Origin of the sequence: Bradyrhizobium sp. CCBAU 51765, assembly GCF_015291725.1 — a bacterium.
Classification (GTDB): domain Bacteria; phylum Pseudomonadota; class Alphaproteobacteria; order Rhizobiales; family Xanthobacteraceae; genus Bradyrhizobium; species Bradyrhizobium liaoningense.
This window is the reverse complement of the sequence record NZ_CP030038.1, coordinates 2,732,188-2,747,597: the sequence shown is the minus strand read 5'-3', so window position 1 is coordinate 2,747,597 and position 15,410 is coordinate 2,732,188. Positions and strand designations below refer to the sequence as shown.

21 protein-coding genes and 3 pseudogenes are annotated in these 15,410 nt (G+C 63.3%); 13 read left to right on the top strand and 11 right to left on the bottom strand.

Annotated elements, in window-relative coordinates:
• Positions 1–10: 10 nt before the first annotated feature.
• From XH96_RS13105 to XH96_RS39830, 4 genes and pseudogenes are all read right to left on the bottom strand, one after another.
• On the bottom strand, positions 11–574 hold the full coding sequence (locus XH96_RS13105; protein WP_194392854.1) for a flavin reductase family protein: 564 nt from the start codon (positions 572–574) through the stop codon (positions 11–13).
• 9 nt (positions 575–583) lie between these two features.
• A complete protein-coding gene (locus XH96_RS13100) occupies positions 584–1,813 on the bottom strand; it encodes an acyl-CoA dehydrogenase family protein (protein ID WP_194392853.1) in 1,230 nt (409 codons plus the stop codon).
• Between the two features lie 66 nt (positions 1,814–1,879).
• Positions 1,880–3,148 (bottom strand): CaiB/BaiF CoA-transferase family protein, encoded by a 1,269-nt coding sequence (locus XH96_RS13095; RefSeq protein WP_194392852.1) that lies wholly within the window; start codon positions 3,146–3,148, stop codon positions 1,880–1,882.
• A gap of 238 nt (positions 3,149–3,386) precedes the next feature.
• A pseudogene (locus XH96_RS39830) lies at positions 3,387–3,521 on the bottom strand (GNAT family N-acetyltransferase); the annotation flags it as partial.
• A 681-nt stretch (positions 3,522–4,202) separates the two neighbouring features.
• On the opposite strand from XH96_RS39830, the gene XH96_RS13090 reads away from it, so the two are divergent.
• Complete coding sequence (locus tag XH96_RS13090; RefSeq protein WP_194392851.1) at positions 4,203–4,403, top strand: hypothetical protein; 201 nt, start codon at positions 4,203–4,205, stop codon at positions 4,401–4,403.
• Positions 4,367–4,627, top strand: coding sequence for a hypothetical protein (locus tag XH96_RS13085; protein WP_246790067.1), 261 nt, complete (start codon positions 4,367–4,369; stop codon positions 4,625–4,627). Before XH96_RS13090 ends, XH96_RS13085 begins: the two co-directional genes overlap by 37 nt.
• On the opposite strand, the gene XH96_RS13080 is transcribed toward XH96_RS13085, so the two are convergent.
• The 3 genes from XH96_RS13080 to XH96_RS13070 all read right to left on the bottom strand — a co-directional run bounded on the left by XH96_RS13080 (position 4,621) and on the right by XH96_RS13070 (position 5,932).
• The gene (locus tag XH96_RS13080) at positions 4,621–4,890 is read right to left on the bottom strand and encodes a hypothetical protein (protein ID WP_194392850.1); all 270 of its coding nucleotides are present in this window, start codon (positions 4,888–4,890) and stop codon (positions 4,621–4,623) included. The genes XH96_RS13085 and XH96_RS13080 overlap by 7 nt on opposite strands.
• Before the next feature lie 144 nt (positions 4,891–5,034).
• Complete coding sequence (locus tag XH96_RS13075; RefSeq protein WP_061877902.1) at positions 5,035–5,283, bottom strand: hypothetical protein; 249 nt, start codon at positions 5,281–5,283, stop codon at positions 5,035–5,037.
• 421 nt (positions 5,284–5,704) lie between these two features.
• Positions 5,705–5,932 carry a hypothetical protein gene (locus tag XH96_RS13070; protein ID WP_028178924.1) on the bottom strand — a complete coding sequence of 76 codons (228 nt, stop codon included), beginning with the start codon at positions 5,930–5,932 and terminating at the stop codon, positions 5,705–5,707.
• Between the two features lie 128 nt (positions 5,933–6,060).
• Here XH96_RS13070 and XH96_RS13065 point away from each other — a divergent pair, with 128 nt between their 5' ends.
• The 6 genes from XH96_RS13065 (at position 6,061) to XH96_RS13040 (ending at position 10,682) form a co-directional block, all read left to right on the top strand.
• Positions 6,061–6,258 carry a hypothetical protein gene (locus XH96_RS13065; protein WP_194392849.1) on the top strand — a complete coding sequence of 66 codons (198 nt, stop codon included), beginning with the start codon at positions 6,061–6,063 and terminating at the stop codon, positions 6,256–6,258.
• A gap of 152 nt (positions 6,259–6,410) precedes the next feature.
• Positions 6,411–6,731, top strand: coding sequence for a hypothetical protein (locus tag XH96_RS13060; protein ID WP_035676375.1), 321 nt, complete (start codon positions 6,411–6,413; stop codon positions 6,729–6,731).
• A 12-nt stretch (positions 6,732–6,743) separates the two neighbouring features.
• A complete protein-coding gene (locus XH96_RS13055) occupies positions 6,744–7,394 on the top strand; it encodes a general stress protein (protein ID WP_194392848.1) in 651 nt (216 codons plus the stop codon).
• Positions 7,395–7,622: 228 nt separating this feature from the next.
• A complete protein-coding gene (locus XH96_RS13050) occupies positions 7,623–7,808 on the top strand; it encodes a hypothetical protein (RefSeq protein WP_035676373.1) in 186 nt (61 codons plus the stop codon).
• Positions 7,809–8,037: 229 nt separating this feature from the next.
• Complete coding sequence (locus tag XH96_RS13045) at positions 8,038–9,324, top strand: NRAMP family divalent metal transporter (protein WP_194392847.1); 1,287 nt, start codon at positions 8,038–8,040, stop codon at positions 9,322–9,324.
• A gap of 143 nt (positions 9,325–9,467) precedes the next feature.
• The gene (locus XH96_RS13040; RefSeq protein ID WP_194392846.1) at positions 9,468–10,682 is read left to right on the top strand and encodes a mandelate racemase/muconate lactonizing enzyme family protein; all 1,215 of its coding nucleotides are present in this window, start codon (positions 9,468–9,470) and stop codon (positions 10,680–10,682) included.
• A 3-nt stretch (positions 10,683–10,685) separates the two neighbouring features.
• Here XH96_RS13040 and XH96_RS13035 read toward each other — a convergent pair whose 3' ends face one another.
• Together XH96_RS13035 and rocF are read right to left on the bottom strand one after the other, a co-directional pair.
• Entirely contained in the window at positions 10,686–10,970 is a 285-nt protein-coding gene (locus tag XH96_RS13035) for a hypothetical protein (protein ID WP_194392845.1), read from the bottom strand.
• 176 nt (positions 10,971–11,146) lie between these two features.
• Entirely contained in the window at positions 11,147–12,124 is a 978-nt protein-coding gene (rocF, locus tag XH96_RS13030) for an arginase (protein WP_194392844.1), read from the bottom strand.
• Between the two features lie 212 nt (positions 12,125–12,336).
• Here rocF and XH96_RS13025 point away from each other — a divergent pair, with 212 nt between their 5' ends.
• Positions 12,337–12,597: a hypothetical protein gene (locus XH96_RS13025; RefSeq protein WP_194392843.1), complete on the top strand. Its 261-nt coding sequence runs from the start codon at positions 12,337–12,339 to the stop codon at positions 12,595–12,597.
• 13 nt (positions 12,598–12,610) lie between these two features.
• Here the strand turns inward: XH96_RS13025 and XH96_RS13020 are convergent.
• Positions 12,611–12,837, bottom strand: a pseudogene (locus XH96_RS13020) (hypothetical protein); the annotation flags it as partial.
• Between XH96_RS13020 and XH96_RS39120 the strand changes: the two are divergent.
• The 4 genes and pseudogenes from XH96_RS39120 to XH96_RS13005 form a co-directional block, all read left to right on the top strand.
• Positions 12,809–13,201 (top strand): annotated as a pseudogene (locus XH96_RS39120) (ShlB/FhaC/HecB family hemolysin secretion/activation protein); the annotation flags it as partial. The pseudogenes XH96_RS13020 and XH96_RS39120 overlap by 29 nt on opposite strands.
• Positions 13,202–13,349: 148 nt before the next feature.
• Positions 13,350–14,180 (top strand): alpha/beta fold hydrolase, encoded by an 831-nt coding sequence (locus XH96_RS13015; RefSeq protein ID WP_131870971.1) that lies wholly within the window; start codon positions 13,350–13,352, stop codon positions 14,178–14,180.
• 77 nt (positions 14,181–14,257) lie between these two features.
• Positions 14,258–14,434 (top strand): hypothetical protein, encoded by a 177-nt coding sequence (locus tag XH96_RS13010; protein ID WP_194392842.1) that lies wholly within the window; start codon positions 14,258–14,260, stop codon positions 14,432–14,434.
• Between the two features lie 37 nt (positions 14,435–14,471).
• Positions 14,472–14,789 (top strand): cytochrome c, encoded by a 318-nt coding sequence (locus tag XH96_RS13005; RefSeq protein WP_061877890.1) that lies wholly within the window; start codon positions 14,472–14,474, stop codon positions 14,787–14,789.
• A gap of 190 nt (positions 14,790–14,979) precedes the next feature.
• On the opposite strand, the gene XH96_RS13000 is transcribed toward XH96_RS13005, so the two are convergent.
• On the bottom strand, positions 14,980–15,321 hold the full coding sequence (locus XH96_RS13000; protein WP_028178910.1) for a phasin: 342 nt from the start codon (positions 15,319–15,321) through the stop codon (positions 14,980–14,982).
• Positions 15,322–15,410: the final 89 nt, after the last annotated feature.

Sequence of the window (15,410 nt, the reverse complement as noted above, 5' to 3'; positions counted from 1 at the left end):
CTGAAGCGCGTTACCGCGCCTTCTTGCGTTCATCGTCAGCCATGAAGCGGCCGAACGCCCCCCGTGCGAAGAGTAGCGGCTCCTTCGCATTGTAGGTGTAGGCCTCGACCGCGCCGAGAAAGATCACGTGGTCGCCGCCATAGTAGCGATTCACGGAGCGGCATTGAAAGTTGGCGACGCTCTCGGTGAGTACCGGCGCGTTGCCGAGGCCCGGCGCCCAGTCCACGCCGGTGAACTTGTCGTCCGATGATTTTGCGAATTTGTTCGCAAGCGCCTGTTGCGAAGCACCAAGCACATTGACGGTGAAATGGCTGGCGTTCTGGAAGATGGTCAGGCTCGAGGAATAGACGACGAGGCTCCACAGAACCAGCGGCGGGTTCAGAGAGACCGAGGCGAACGAATTGCACGTCAGTCCGTAGGGCTTGCCGTCAGGCGCTGCCGCCGTGATGATCGTTACCCCCGTTGCATAGGTTCCAAGCGCGTTGCGAAAGTCGCGAGGATCGATCTGCGAGTTGTCGCTAGCAAACTCGTTGGCGGGATCGGGAGCGCGGGGCTGCTTCGGCAGATCATTCATCGGCCGGCCTCACAGCGTCAGATTCTCGGACGGCAGGCCGAGCGCCACTCGCCCATAATTGGTCCCGGCCGCATCGAAGTTGAACGCGAGATGCGAGTTGATCGCGTGCGCATCGCGGAACTGCCGCTGCAACATGCCGCTTGTGAACAGACCACGCGCGCCACTCGCGGCAAACAGCATCGAAACCGAATCCGTGCACAAGTTCACTGAGAAAGATCCGTCGCGCCGGTATCTGGTCTTCGTCGCCATGTCAGGGATATGGCCGCGCCGAGCGTCCGTCATGGCATCGAGGCAGGCCGACCGCATGATCAGGCGTGCGGCGTCGATCTTCGCCGATGCCTCCGCGATCTTGATCTGCGTGCTTTGAAAATCGCTCAGCTTGGCACGATTGTAGGTTGAAATGCGATGACGCGCGACCTCTGTGTAATCGTCGAGGCATGCCTGTGCATTCCCCAGCGCGACGCCGGAGAGAACGTATGGGAAGAGCGAGAACACGGGTAACGCATACAGCGGATTCGGATTGACCTTGCTTCCCGGTGTCGGGCCACCTGAGAGGTCACCGACAGCGACCGTCATGTAGTCGGCCACGAAAGCGTCCCGGACTTCGACGTCGCAAGATCCCGTCCCGCGCAATCCTGCGACATTCCAGGTGTCCAGCACCGTGTAATCGCCCTTCGGCAGCAAAAAGATTCGATACTCGATGCCATCCGCCTCGTCGTCGGAGTAGACCACGCTTGCCAGCATATTCCATTCGCAGGAGGCAACGCCCGAAGAGAACGGCCAGCTGCCGTGCAGCCGGTATCCGCCCTCGACCCGCGTGGCGCGTCCGGCGGGAAAAATGAACGAGGATGCGATTAGCGCGTCCGGATCACGGCCCCAGACCAGATCCTGCGCCTTCTGCCCGAACATGCCGAGCATCCAATGATGGCTCGCCAGGTTGGCGAGATTCCAGGCTACCGACGCATCCGCCTGCCCGAGCAGCTCGGCGCAATCGACGAGAGCGACATAGTCGAGCTCGGCGCCGCCGACCCGGGCCGGTTGGAGCATCCGGAACAGGCCGGTGTCATGAAGATCCTTTTCGGTCTCCGGCGGAAGACGCCGCAGCTCCTCCGTCCGCGCGGCACGCTCGCGTAGTCGCGGCAGGAGCGCCCGAGCCTTCGCAATCATTGCCCCATAGACTTCTCCGCCGTCTTGCTGTCCGGTGGGCTGAGTCATGCGCGGCTCCTGACCGAGCGCCATTCGTGTCCCTCGCTTTCACACATTTATGCGGCGAGACCTTCGCTAAATCAAGCCGAGGCCACGTCCTCAACCTGGCGTCAGAGGCTTGGCCGAGCCAAAGGCGCCCTTCTCGGCAAATTGGGCGATGCGACGTTCGTCGTAACCGAGCGTGTCATGCAGGACCTGCTTCGTATGCTGGCCCAACAGAGGTGCCGCAACGGGATCGATCGCGCCGGTCATGCCCATGGCGATCGGTGGCTCGATGTTTGGCACCCATTCCGCTGTCGGGTGCGGAATCCGGTTCAAGCGATGGCGCTCGCGCGCCTCGGGCGCATTGAACCCCTCCTCGACCGTGCGGAGGTAGCCGACCGGAATATTGGCCAGCTTCATCTTCGCCATCCAATTCTCGAGCCTATCGCTTGCAAAGACCTCTGCAATGGCTGCCCGCAAGAGCTCCTTGTTTTCCGAACGCGCCTTGCGCGTGGCAAACTGCGGATCGGTGATGAGATCGGGTCGGTTCAGGACCTCCACCACGAGCCGGCGGTAGAGCCGGTCGTTGGCGCAAGCCATGTAGAGCGGCCCGTCTGAGGCCTCGTAGACGCCGACGGTGGGAGACCCGCTCGGCGAATTGCCGAACCGGCCCGGGTTTTCGCCGTTGATGAGATAGGCCATGCCATAGAAGCCGGTCATCCCCATTGCAACGTCGAACAGGGCGACTTCGACATGCTGGCCGCGGCCGAGCCGGTCCCGCGCCAGCAGCGCCATCAGGATCGCGTTGCAGGCGGACATCCCCGTCGCCATGTCGACGATGGGCGGGCCGGTACGGACCGCCGGGCCGTCGGCAAATCCGTTGAGCGACATGAAGCCGCTTTCCGCCTGGGTGATGGGATCGAAGCCGGGCCGCGAAGCAAACGGACCGGTGCGTCCATAGGCGGAGATCGAGCAATAGACCAGCCGCGGGTTGAGCGGCGCGACCGACTCATAGTGGAGCCCGAACTTCTTCATCACCCCGCTCGAGAAGTTCTCCACGACCACATCTGCCTTGCGGATCAGATCCAGCGCGATCTCTCGGGCCTCCGGCACGGCAAGGTCGAGCGCAATGCCGCGCTTGTTGCGGTTCAGGCTGAGATAGGCGGCGCTTTCGCCGCCAATCTCGGCATGCTCATAGGCGCGCGTGTCGTCGCCGCCGTCGGGATTTTCGATCTTGATGACGTGGGCGCCATAATCGGCGAGCGTCTGGGTACAGGCCGGGCCGGCGACCACGCGCGTGAAATCGACGACCAGCAGACCATCGAGCGCGGTCGGCCCTCCAGTCCCTCGCGACGAACGCACCGGCAATTGAGGCTTGGTGGGCATGATAGCGCTCCTTACATCGGCTTATGGCCGCCGAATTTCCCGCAAGAGCAAACTTAAAGCCCGGCATGGGCGACTTCGCAAGTGCTTCGCCCGCATTGCCCAAATATGCAAAAAGGGCCCCGGCAGCCATCAGGCTGCCGGGCCTTCGATATTCCGGGTACATAGGCTGCGTGACCGTCTCGCGCCCGCTATTCACCGTTGCCATGTTCCGCATTACGGGAAACCCCGCTCCATTCTCTCAGCGGAGCCACTTTCGCCAGTAAAGCGTGTGCGACCAGGCCCACGGCAATTCGGGTTCATAGAGCCGATAACCCGCCTGGATGAAATTATTGGCAGATATCGGATTGTTCGTCGTATCGGAAACGATGCTCTCCCGTTCTTCGCTCTCGCCCAGGCCTCATCCCATTTGCAAGTATCGAGGCGAGGCGCCCCGGGCTGAGCCTCGAGCGTCGAAGCGGACCGCGGCCGAGCCGGCATTGACGCCGTACCGCAAGCGCGGCTTCGGCAACCGCGAGACGTTCGTCGATGACGGGCCAAGAGGTTTTATGCTCCAGTCCTGCCCCAACGCACCGCGTCACCAGCCACCGCCATCCTCCTCCTTCGGAGGCGTGTCCATCGTCTTCCGTCCAAGATGCAGATCGTATGGCGGCTTCAACAGCTCGCGGCACTTGCGTACGATCCGCAGCATGTGTTCGGCCCGCTCGCGCCTGGCGGGCAACGGCCGATGGATGCGCACCTGCGCTCGCTTCACTTGCAGGCAGGAGCGCGCCCGCTCTCTCAGTCACCGCGTCCACGGACGAAAGCCTTGGCCGGCGATGTCGTGCAACGTCGCCTTTGTTCAAAAGTGAACTCGGGAATCGCGACGCAGCAAGATGAGTAAGTGGCTCAAGCGGCTGAACTTGCACCCGAAAATTTAATCCGAACGACATATCATATGATGTGACTCGCCTTCGTCGGAAGCGTAACCTTGATCCATCACCGCAAGGCCCGCGGCATCCATCGGTGATGAGAACGCCAGTTGCGCTCCCGCCTCCTCCAACAAGGGAGACGCCCCATGCTGACACGGCGTCGGTTCAAGCAGACCAGAACCCTCAACGAAAGACTCGCGGACGAAGCCGCTCGCTGTCGCGAGGAGGCGCGCGCGCTGGCGCCGGGGCGCCGCCGCGAGATGCTGCTGCGCCAGGCGCGGCAGGACGAGACCGCCATGCAGATCGAGACGTGGCTGCGCTCGCCCGGCCTGAGGGCGCCGACATGATGCAGCAATATCGCGCTTATCTCGTCGGCGAGGACGGCGTCTTCCGCTCCGCCGAAGCGTTCGAAGCCCCGTCCGATTCCTCCGCGCTGACCGTTGCGAAGCAGTTCACGCGGCTCGGCAAGGTCGAAGTCTGGCAGCTCGGCCGCAAGGTCGCCGTGCTGGAGTCCGAGCAGTCTCGGCCGCCGCTGCCCGAGCCATCCCGCCCCATGCTGACGCGTCAATGATCGCGTGACCGGGATCGCGACGTGAGATCTTCGATCTCGAAGCAGAACTTCACCTGCATGACGGGGCCGCCTGCGTCGCGAACGCCGATCGCCATCTCTTGCCGGCCGCCCGAGAACTGCGCGGAGAGCACCGCATCGCGCGCCATGTCGGCGACCGACTTGGCGGCCTCGGCCTGAACCGCGCGCGGGCCGGACAATTCCAGTCCCTCGTCGTCCAGCGCAGTTCCGTTCTCGTCGCGAAGGTCGAAGTAGTATCGGGGCATTGTTGCATCCTCCGCCGTAATAGGCCGAGGAGCGGACAAAGGTTTCTAGCGGGACGAAAATATTCGCTTGGGATCAAAGGGTTTCGGGAACTGAGCGCGCGGGCTCAGCCGGGACCGGAGTGCGCCAGCTCGCGCACTCGCCTCTCACTCCTCCGCAAGCTTGCGCTCGATATAGGCGTCCACGGTCTCGGCGAACGAGCGCTGCACGCCGACCGCGGCATCGTGCTGGTCGAGCGCGTCGCGCTGGAGCACGCGCAGGCCGCGCCCGCGGGCGCTCGCCGGCGCCGTGTTCAGGAACTCATCGATGGCGCCCCTGGCGAGCGGAATGGCCTTGGGATCGCCCTTTGCGATCAGGAGCCGCAACAGGCTCTGGCATTCGGCTAGGCCGGGCATGGCTTCTCTCACCTTTGCTGCGATTTCGGCTTCGGCCGCTTGACCGGCTGGGTATGGGTGCCGAACAGCGCCAGCAAGAACGCGACTTCTTCCTTCGAACCGATCTGGATCATGATTGTTTCTCCTGTTCTCTTCGTTGGTCGAGGACCGGAGCCGAGCAGTTCAGGACAATCGGGTTTCAGCACTGTTTCAGGCGTGTTTCATCGAGGTCATCCGCGCGGCCCGCCTGTTAATCAAAGCCCGCGACGGATGGCTCCGCGCGGGCTTTCATCGATCGCGTTGTTGCCTCGGGAGGCGCCGAAGCCCCGGCGGGACCACGGCCACCGCGCCTTCCCGTCTCAGTGCATGTGACCGATCAGGTCGGCGCGCCGCCAAGAAGGATCACAGCGGGATGGCCCAAAGCAAAAGCACAGGCATTTCCTCAGTGCGAGGTGCAGATCTTGACCGTCTTCATGCCGGCCTCGGCTTCAGACCTGGTCTTGTACACGGTGTCGCCGCTGACAACCGTCGTTTCCGTGGTCGTCGGCTTGGATTCGGTGATGGTGCACTTCTTGGTCTTGACGTCCTGCACCACGTAGAACGATTGCGCAAACGCGGGAGACGCAACTGACGTCAGCACAGCGGCTGCAATGATGGCTTTGATGTTCATCGTGTCCTCCTCCAGTAGCCCGGTCATCAGGCCTGTCATCTACAAACAGGACATATTGCCACTTGTTCCCGGACCAAGATTCGAACCAACCGGCTCGGACTGCGTTGGTGCGCCAACAGGAGGCTTCGATGCTGAACGTGCGGCTCGTGACAACTTCTCTGGCGATGCTGGTCACGCTGATGGCTGCAGCAGCAGCTGAGCCCGTCAAGGACCAGGCTGCTCCCGTCATTCAAAGCTCCGCCGAAGCCCGACCCATCCGCGTCATACTTCCAGCGCCCTGGGAAACCAGCCAGCGCCAAGGCGAGCCTGTGAAGTCCTCAAAGTAGTAGCCTGCCGGCGAACGCGCTGCGGCAGACGACGACCACAGCTCGCTCGACGTTGCCGACCAAAGAGCCGCGGCAGACTCCTCCAGAACAGTAGCAACCAATTCGAATCTCGCATGTTGTCGCCGGCACAATCACTTGCAGGAGACAAAAACATGTCACGTCTAACTCTGCTGGCAGCAACCTTGTTGCTGCTCGGCGCGGTGCCCGCGGGCGCCCAGTCGCAGCCGGCGCAAAGCGGGCCCGGAAACAACGCCGTCAACAGCTCGGACCAGAACAACTCAAATGCTCCGGTCGCCGGTCGCAACAGCTTCACCGAGGGACAGGCGAAATCGCGGATCGAGGGCGCGGGATTTTCCAACGTCTCCGGCCTGCAGAAGGACAACGAAGGCGTCTGGCGCGGCAAGGCCGACAAGGCCGGCACCAAGACCGATGTGAGCGTTGACTTCCAGGGCAACGTCAATCCCGCCAAGTAAGGAGGAATTAGCATGACGACCACCATTTCTCGTCTCTACGACAATTATTCCGATGCGGAGCAGGCTGTCAGGCGGCTCGAAAACGCCGGCGTACCGCACTCCGATATCAGCATCGTCGCCAACAACTCGGACAATTGGTACGACTCGTCGTCCGGCAAGGCCGGCCTCACATCGGGCGGCAAGGTCGATCGTGATCGCGACGGCACCGACGATCGCGCCGAGGGCGCGGGGACCGGTGCGGGCATCGGCGCCGGCATCGGCGGCGCGGCAGGCCTGCTCGCCGGCCTCGGCCTGCTGGCCATTCCCGGCCTCGGGCCGGTCGTCGCTGCCGGATGGCTCGCTGCGACCGCTGCCGGTGCGGCCGCCGGCGCGGCAACCGGAGGCATCGTTGGCGCCCTCACCGAAGCCGGTGTCTCCAAGGAGGATGCATCGCTCTATGCCGAGGGCGTTCGCCGTGGCGGCACGCTCGTCACAGCCAGGGTCCCGGACCAGGATCGCGCACGCCTCGAAGCGCTTCTGCACGAGAGGTCCGTGAACTTGCAGGATCGCAGCTCAGCCTGGAAGAAGTCCGGCTGGACCGACTTCGATGCCGCCAGCCCGCCACTTGCGCCCGACGATATCCGGCGCGAACGTGAGCTGTACGGCGCGGGCTCGCGGCGATAGACCGGAGCAGGCCCAACACGACAAAGGCCCCGCGATGCGGGGCCTTTTTCATGCCGAACGCCGGTCATCATGGCGACGCCGGCACTCGCCCATGGCCTCATCTTGCGGGTGTTTTGCCCGACGCGTCAAACTTTATCTTAAATGCAGCAAAGCGGATTCGGCGAAACGAAATCTCTTCGCGTCATGCTGGGACATGTTGCCTGGACGGGGCAAACCGGGAGATCGTCAATGTACTACGTCGCCGCTGCATTGCTGGTGCTGTCGGGACTGTTCTATTCCGCGAGCCGTCATGAGCTCGGCCAATTCGGAGCGGACGTGTGCAGCTATGGCGGCACGTTCTGCGACAATCCGGTGGTCCTCTTCACCGGCGCGGCGCTGGCCGCCGCCTGGGGCATGTTCGTCAGCGTGAAGTAGGACGACGCGGGCCGCTTCATCCGAGACTCGGTTTTCCCCGCCGGTTGCGAGCTGCGGACGGCGGCGACTTTCGAGACGTCTTGCGATGCTGGCAATCTACCCCTGTTTTGCCCGACGGCACAAGCGAATTTAGCATTATCAGAAAAACCGGCGTTCGCGCGGCAGGAACCTATGTTCCTGCATTCGCATTTGCTAGGGACACGCCAGTCCCCCTGCGAGGTCCCCGTACATGCGCGACAGCGCCCTCACGCCGACGAAATCCGCGCCGACGTTGATGCAAAGGCTGGGGCCTGGCCTCGTCACCGGAGCTGCCGACGACGACCCGTCCGGTATCGCCACCTATTCGCAAGCCGGCGCGCAATTCGGCTTCGGGCTGCTCTGGACCGTATTCCTGACCACGCCGTTCATGATCGCGATCCAGCTCGTCAGCGCGCGGATCGGCCGCGTCACCGGCAAGGGCCTCGCCGCCAACGTCATGCAGATCGCGCCGCGCTGGGCGGTGCTGGCCCTCGTCGCCATGCTGGTTGCCGCCAACACGTTCAACATCGCCGCCGACATCGCCGCGATGGCCGAGGCGCTCTCGCTCGTCATCGGCGGCCTCAACCACGAGCATGCGCTGATCTTCGCGGCGGGCTCCACCCTGCTCCAGGTGTTCCTGCCCTACCGCCGCTATTCGCCGGTGCTGAAATTCCTCACGCTGGCGCTGTTCGCCTATGTCGCGACCGCCTTCACCGTCGACATTCCCTGGAGCACGGCGCTGCTCGCCGCGGTGTGGCCGAAGGCAAATGTCAGCGGCGACTATTTCATGATGGTGGTCGCCGTGCTCGGCACCACGATCAGCCCCTATCTGTTCTTCTGGCAGGCCTCGCAGGAGGTGGAGGAGATGAACCAGGGCCAGCGCGACAAGCCGCTTCGCGAGCTCAGGCACGGCGGCAAGCCGGAGCTCGCGCGCATCAGGACCGACACCATCTCCGGCATGCTGCTGTCCAACGGCATCGCCTTCTTCATCATCCTCACCACGGCCTCGGTCCTGCATGCCAACGGCATCACCAACATCAATTCGGCGACGCAGGCGGCCGAAGCGCTGCGGCCGCTCGCCGGGGATTTCACCTTCGCCCTGTTTGCGATCGGCATCATCGGCACGGGCCTGCTCGCCATCCCGGTGCTGGCGGGCTCGGCCGCCTACGGCGTCGCGGAGATCTTCGGCTGGCGTGCCACGCTGGAGGCCAAGCCGGACGAAGCGGTCGGTTTCTACACCATCATCGCGGCGGCAACCCTCATCGGCTTCGGCCTCGGCTTCACCGGAATCGACTCGATCCATATGCTGGTGTGGAGCGCCGTGCTCAACGGCATCGTCGCCGTCCCCATCATGGCCATGATGATGCTGATCGTCTCGAGCCGCGTGATCATGGGCCGCTTCAGGGCCCGATCTTGGCTGATCGCGCTGGGCTGGCTCGGCACTGCGCTGATGGCGCTGGCCGTCCTCGCCCTGCTCGTCTCTTCGGTGATTGGCTGACGCAAGCGCTGCTTCGGACGCGCTCCCGCGTTGCATCGCTGCGCCCTTCCCGCCCGCCCGCGCTTGGCTTAACAATGCGGTCCGGACCCGGCCTGAGATCGGGCCGCAAAAAAGAAACCCGGCCGGGCGCGACAGGGAGCGACATGACCAGATCATCAAAAGCAACAAGCCTCGAGATTCTTGCCTGCGATGCCGGCTGGAGAAATTATCATTTCGTCAAGCTGACGACCGAGGACGGCATCGTCGGCTGGAGCGAGTTCGACGAGGGTTTCGGTTCGCCCGGCGTTGGCGCCGCCATCCAGCGCCTCTCCGCCCGTGTCATCGGGCAGAACCTCTTCCAGCACGAGCGCATCTTTGCCGAATTGTTCGGAGCGACGCGTCCCGCCGCCGGCGGCGTGGTGGCGCAAGCCCTCGGTGCGATCGAGAATGCGCTGCTCGACGCCAAGGCGAAGTCTCTCGGCGTCCCCTGCTACGAACTGCTCGGCGGCAAGATCCGCGACCGTATCAGGGTCTACTGGTCGCATTGCGCCACATGGCGCATCAATCACCCATCCTGGTACAAGCCGCCGATCGAAAGTCTCGACGGCGTCAAGGCCATGGGGCGCGAGGTCCGCGAGAAGAAGTTCACCGCGCTCAAGACCAACATCTTTGCCTATGACGACGGCAAGCCGACCGGCTGGCGTCCCGGCTTCGGCTCACCCTTCGCCCCCGAGATCAACGTCGACCGCAAGATCCTGCGCGACCTGCACATGCACCTGGAGGCGATGCGCGACGGCGCAGGTCCTGACGTCGACATCCTGCTCGACTGCAACTTCAACGCCAAGACCGAAGGCTATCTGAAGATCCTGCGCGCCATTGCCGACCTCGACATGTTCTGGGTCGAGATCGACAGCTTCAATCCGCAGGCGCTCGGCTATATCCGAAGGCAGAGCCCGCACCCGATCTCATCCTGCGAGACGCTGCTTTCCTTGCGGGAATTCCTGCCCTATTTCCATGAGCAGGCGATGGACGTCGCGATCATCGACACGCCCTGGAACGGCGTCTGGCAGTCGATGAAGATCGCGAGCGCGGCGGAAGCCTTCGAGGTCAACGTCGCCCCGCACAATTTCTACGGCCATCTCTGCTCGATGATGAACGCACATTTCTGTGCCGCGGTGCCGAACCTGCGCATCATGGAGATCGACATCGATCGTCTCTCCTGGGACCACGAGCTGTTCACGCATGTGCCGGAGATTCAGGACGGCCATCTGATCGTCCCGGACCGGCCCGGCTGGGGCACCGAGCCCAACGAGGACGCCTTGCGCGCGCACCCGCCGAAGAACAGCGGGGGGCTCCTCAATTACGGCCGCAGGAGCTGAGAGCTACGGCGTCACGGGATTGACGGTCGGGGACGTCTTCGGTCCCGGGCGGGCCGGCTCGACCGGTGACTTCGGTTCGGTCGGAATTACGGCGGCGCCCGCGGCGCGCGCAGCTTCTCCCGTGGTCGCGTACATCGCGACATGGGCTGGCTGGATCTTTGCGCGGCTCCAGGGTCCGTGGTCGACGATCAGCATGGCCGCAATCGTCACACCCGCCACGATCAGTGCGATCACACCAGGATGCCGAAGGGCGGTGGAGATGGAGTTTGCGAAACGACCACTTGTCATTGAAGGATCCGCTATTTTCCTGTCGCAGGTCAACTCGATTGCGCCCCACCCGGTTCCCCCCGCCGCCATCAAGCAAGTTCCAGGCCAACGCGTCCGATCCTGCTGCGGCAGCCGAATCCCAGCGAGAATCACGCCTCCGACCGCCGGGCCTCGAGCGCACAAGCGCCGTCCGCCGTTCACTCACCCGGAGCGATTGCGTTGCTCGGCGTCGGCCGGTCTGTGATCTGCTGGCCGAACAGGCTGCCAATCAGCTCGACTGCAGCACGCGCCGTCCGTCCACGTTCATCCAGGAAGGGATTGAGCTCGACGATATCGACCGATCCTACCAGGCCGGAATCATGCAACAGCTCCATGATCAGATGCGCCTCGCGATAGGTGGCGCCACCCGGCACCGTGGTGCCGACGCCCGGCGCCACGCAGGGGTCGAGGAAATCGACGTCGAAGCTGACATGCAGCACGCCATTGCTCGCCTTGACCCGGTCGATGACGCGCCGGATCATGACGGCGACGCCGAACTCGTCGATCTGGCGCATGTCGACGATCCTGATCCGACGCACGCGCATCAACTCCTTTTCGAGCTTGTCGATCGAACGCGCACCGAACAGGTCCAGCCTGTCCGGGTCGATCGACGCGCGCGCATCGTCGCCGAGCAGGCCGTCAAGGCCGGGCTCGCCGCACAGGAACGCAGCTGACATGCCGTGCATGTTCGCGGTGATCGTCGTCTCCGGGGTGTTGTAGTCGGCATGGGCATCGAGCCAGAGCACGAAGAGTTCGCGTCCACGCTCCTGCCAGTGACGCGCCATCGCGTTGACCGACCCCATTGACAGCGTGTGATCGCCGCCAAGGAAGATCGGCAGCGCACCGGTTGTCGCGATCTCATAGCCTCTGCGGCTCAGGACTCGTGTCCAGCGCTGGATTTCGCGGTAGTGATTGGCATTTTCGGGCGGCGTGTCGGTGAGGTCCCGGACTTCGGCTACGGAAAGATCGCCATAGTCGACAACCTCGAAATCCAGGCTTTCGAGCAGTGTCGCCAGGCCCGCAGTGCGCAGCGCCGCAGGCCCCATCAAGGTGCCACGCTGCGAAGCTCCCATGTCGATGGGAGCGCCGAGCAAGGCGATGCGCCGGGCTCGATCCGTCGCGGTCCGATCGGTCACGGCCGTCTCCTGACTTCAGCAAGGTTGACCCAGCCTAACAGAGATTCGCACCCGACGTTTCCCGGGGAAGCCAGCCACCATCGACGTACCCCGGAACAAAATCCCGTGCGCTGAATTGCCCATCCAAGGCCGGCACTCGCCGTAAACCACGCGCGCCTGTCGCGGATAGCCAGAGGTGTCGGCTTCCATCATCAGGCCCGGAGGTCGCCCCCTTGAGCACGGAGATACCGCAATCCACGTCCCAACCCGGGATGGCCGAGCGTGCCATCGATACGGCGGCGGACGTCTCCCGCACGATCGGTGAAGTCGCCGGAGGACTGCACGCAGCCGTCGGCCGCCTGACCTCTGCCGTCGAGGAATCGCGAAGGCCTGGCGGGGTTCTCGCGACGGTCGCAGCGGTCACCCGCGAAGCGCCGCTTGCCAGCCTGTTCGTTGCGTTCCTCTTTGGCGTGGCGGTGGCGCGCCGGCGGTAGAAGCGAAGCCCGCTCAGGCAGCGCTGGCGGCCTCGTGCCCAGCCGCGAGGAACTGCCGATCGAATGCTTCTGCCGGCATCGGGCGGCCAAGAAATATCCCTGCCCTTCCTCGCATTCCATGCTGACCAGGAAGTCGTCAGTTGCCTTGTCCTCGGTGCCTTCAGCCACGACTGTCAGACCGAGCTGCTTGCTGAGACCGATTGTCGAGCCGACGATACCGCAGGGTCTCGACATCTTTAGCGCATCGCATTTCGACGACGATCTGTTGTCGCGCGACGGCGCCTCGTCGAATTTCTCGGTCTTGAACTTCTGGTTCACGCGCGACCAGACACTCAGCGGCGCCTGGTCGCTCAAGTTCTCGGCTGCGAGCCAGACGGCATCGCGGCCATTGTTCACCTCGCAGCAGTTCTATCTTGGCGGCGCGGCCTTCGGCCGGGGCCGGTGTGCGGCTCTTCTTGCCGTACGATCTCCAGGCGGATCTCGGGGTGGCTTTCCCCTTGAGCTACCGGGCGCCGGACAACGAGCGCCGCAGCCCACGCTTCCGCTTCGCACTTTCGAGCACGTTCCGGGTCTGCCCGAGCGCGGCAGGGCCTGCTGTCTCTAGCTGTCCTTCCGTCGATCGAGCCGGCATGCGGCCCTTTTGCGGCCACGTCACAGACTTGCCTAAATTTAATCCCGTAACCTGCTCACGATCACTCGACCGGGAGTTCCCGATCACCATGTTCAGTCAAAGGTGATTTTGAGAAAGAACCATGAGGAAGGTGTTTGCTATCCTGGCTTTGCTCTGCGTCCTTGGTGTCGGGCAGTATTTTGTCGTCAGCCAGTTCGCAATCCGCCATGAGACCCTGACCCTATTTGACGCCTCCCGCCAGCGGCCGATCTCGGTGGAGATTGCCGTGCGGCGCGACGCTGAGACCAAGGCCAATCTCGGTCTGTGGAAGCTCCCGCTCGCCATCATCAGTAACGGCAATACCGTCAAGGCCACCGAATATTCCTTCCTCGCCAACGTCCTCGCCGCACGAGGCTATCTGGTCGCCAGCATCCAGCAGGACTTGCCGAGCGATCCGCCGCTGATGACCCACGTCGGTCAGCCATATGTCGGCCGGCGTGAAGTCTACATCCGCTGCGAAGCCAACATTCTCTTCGTATTAGGCGAACTGAAGAGGCGGCAGGAGAACGTCGAATACGACCATATCACTCTCGTCGGCCACTCCAACGGCGGCGATGTCTCCATGTACGTCGCCCATCAGCACCCGGAGCTGGTGTCGAAGGTGATCACGCTCGACAATCTGCGGGTGCCTTTCGTGCTCAGCGACCACATGAAGATCCTGTCGTTTCGATCGAAGGACCCGCGTTTCGTGACAGATCCCGGCGTGCTGCCGTCGCCGGAAGAGGCCAAAGCGCGCGGCATCGATATCGTCCACACCGGCGCGCAGCACACTGAGATGAGCGATCGCGGCCCGAACTCGGTCAAGGAGAAGATCCAGGAGACGCTCGACCGCTTCCTGCGTGACAGCGCCAGCAGCGCGCTTGCACCGGCGGATACGAAGAGCCCAATGATCATGAACCCAGGTGACTATTAGCCGGGAATGCTTTGCGGCAGATCAAAGGCGGCTCCAAAGCGGCACGATAGAAGAGCCATATGGCCTCGGAGAGACACGTGCCGCACTATACCGAAACTCTTGATACGAAAAGCCTTCATACGAAAGGCCTTGGCCTGCCCGCGGCAGGAATGCCGTCATTCCTGCGGCATCTCTATCGTTCGACCCGCAAGCTGCTGCGGTCGATCATCGCCCGAATTGACCTCTCGCAGTTTCCAGGATCATGCTGCGGATGAGCGCGGCGACCGCGTGCGAACGCAGAAAGATTGCCCTATGTCCCGGCATGTGAGACGGATTTGCCTGCTGCTTGGCGTAATCTCTGGCGTCGGCACGTCGTCCGCCCTCGCAGCTGACGCGGATCACGGTGCCGATCTCGCCAAGCGCTGGTGCGCGAGCTGCCATGTCGTGGCGAACGGGCAAACCCAGGCGAGCGCCGACGTTCCCTCCTTTGCATCCGTTGCGCGCAGGCCGGACTTCAGCCCGGAAAGGCTCGCCTTCTTCCTGCTCGATCCGCACCCGAAGATGCCGAATTTTCCCTTGAGCCGGAGCGAAGCCGCCGATATCGCGGCCTATATCTCATCGCTGCGTTAGCAGCCGCCGGACGATTACGTCCCGGTGCAAACGCAAATCCCTGCCGGAGGCCGGCAGGGATCAGCAGAAAGGATGACGGACGGCGAATGAGGTCATTCGGTGGCCCATCATGGACCTGCGCCTGTATCGAAGCGCGGATTTCCACGCCGCACAAGGTCAATTTGTGGGCACTCTGTGTACACACCGAGAATCAGGACTTGCCCTTGCCTTGTTGCATGAGAGTGCCGGTCATCTCGCGCATGTGATCTCCGGCGCTGGTGAACTGACTGCGCAGGAAATCCGACTGGATTCGCATCGCTTCCTGAAGATCGGTGGCATGCACCAGCTTGCGTGCATGCTCGAACGCCGACTTCATATTCTGCTCGGTGAAAGCCAGCGCCTGCTTCGACACCTCCGTCCCCGCGCCCGGAACGGATGACATCGACTTGGTGGCGGCGTCAAAAAACATGCCGAATGCCTTTTCCGCCTGGTCAATCGTCTTCTCAGCCAGGTCGCGCAGTTCGGCCGGAACTTCGAGCTTCGGTTCGATCATGGTCGCACTCCTCCCTTTTCTTCAACTGAATACCACACTTGCCCGACCACCTTCCAGCGGCCAGCCTCGGGGGAACGACGCCGGCGCGG

Coding starts and splice junctions, on each gene's coding strand:
- XH96_RS13090 (WP_194392851.1), top strand. CDS start 4,203: ATGCTGACACGGCGTCGGTTCAAGCAGACCAGAACCCTCAACGAAAGA.
- XH96_RS13070 (WP_028178924.1), bottom strand. CDS start 5,932: ATGAACATCAAAGCCATCATTGCAGCCGCTGTGCTGACGTCAGTTGCG.
- XH96_RS13040 (WP_194392846.1), top strand. CDS start 9,468: ATGACCAGATCATCAAAAGCAACAAGCCTCGAGATTCTTGCCTGCGAT.
- XH96_RS13105 (WP_194392854.1), bottom strand. CDS start 574: ATGAATGATCTGCCGAAGCAGCCCCGCGCTCCCGATCCCGCCAACGAG.
- XH96_RS13060 (WP_035676375.1), top strand. CDS start 6,411: ATGTCACGTCTAACTCTGCTGGCAGCAACCTTGTTGCTGCTCGGCGCG.
- XH96_RS13055 (WP_194392848.1), top strand. CDS start 6,744: ATGACGACCACCATTTCTCGTCTCTACGACAATTATTCCGATGCGGAG.
- XH96_RS13050 (WP_035676373.1), top strand. CDS start 7,623: ATGTACTACGTCGCCGCTGCATTGCTGGTGCTGTCGGGACTGTTCTAT.
- XH96_RS13000 (WP_028178910.1), bottom strand. CDS start 15,321: ATGATCGAACCGAAGCTCGAAGTTCCGGCCGAACTGCGCGACCTGGCT.
- XH96_RS13005 (WP_061877890.1), top strand. CDS start 14,472: ATGTCCCGGCATGTGAGACGGATTTGCCTGCTGCTTGGCGTAATCTCT.
- XH96_RS13075 (WP_061877902.1), bottom strand. CDS start 5,283: ATGCCCGGCCTAGCCGAATGCCAGAGCCTGTTGCGGCTCCTGATCGCA.
- XH96_RS13065 (WP_194392849.1), top strand. CDS start 6,061: ATGCTGAACGTGCGGCTCGTGACAACTTCTCTGGCGATGCTGGTCACG.
- XH96_RS13035 (WP_194392845.1), bottom strand. CDS start 10,970: ATGACAAGTGGTCGTTTCGCAAACTCCATCTCCACCGCCCTTCGGCAT.
- XH96_RS13080 (WP_194392850.1), bottom strand. CDS start 4,890: ATGCCCCGATACTACTTCGACCTTCGCGACGAGAACGGAACTGCGCTG.
- XH96_RS13095 (WP_194392852.1), bottom strand. CDS start 3,148: ATGCCCACCAAGCCTCAATTGCCGGTGCGTTCGTCGCGAGGGACTGGA.
- XH96_RS13045 (WP_194392847.1), top strand. CDS start 8,038: ATGCGCGACAGCGCCCTCACGCCGACGAAATCCGCGCCGACGTTGATG.
- XH96_RS13100 (WP_194392853.1), bottom strand. CDS start 1,813: ATGGCGCTCGGTCAGGAGCCGCGCATGACTCAGCCCACCGGACAGCAA.
- XH96_RS13015 (WP_131870971.1), top strand. CDS start 13,350: ATGAGGAAGGTGTTTGCTATCCTGGCTTTGCTCTGCGTCCTTGGTGTC.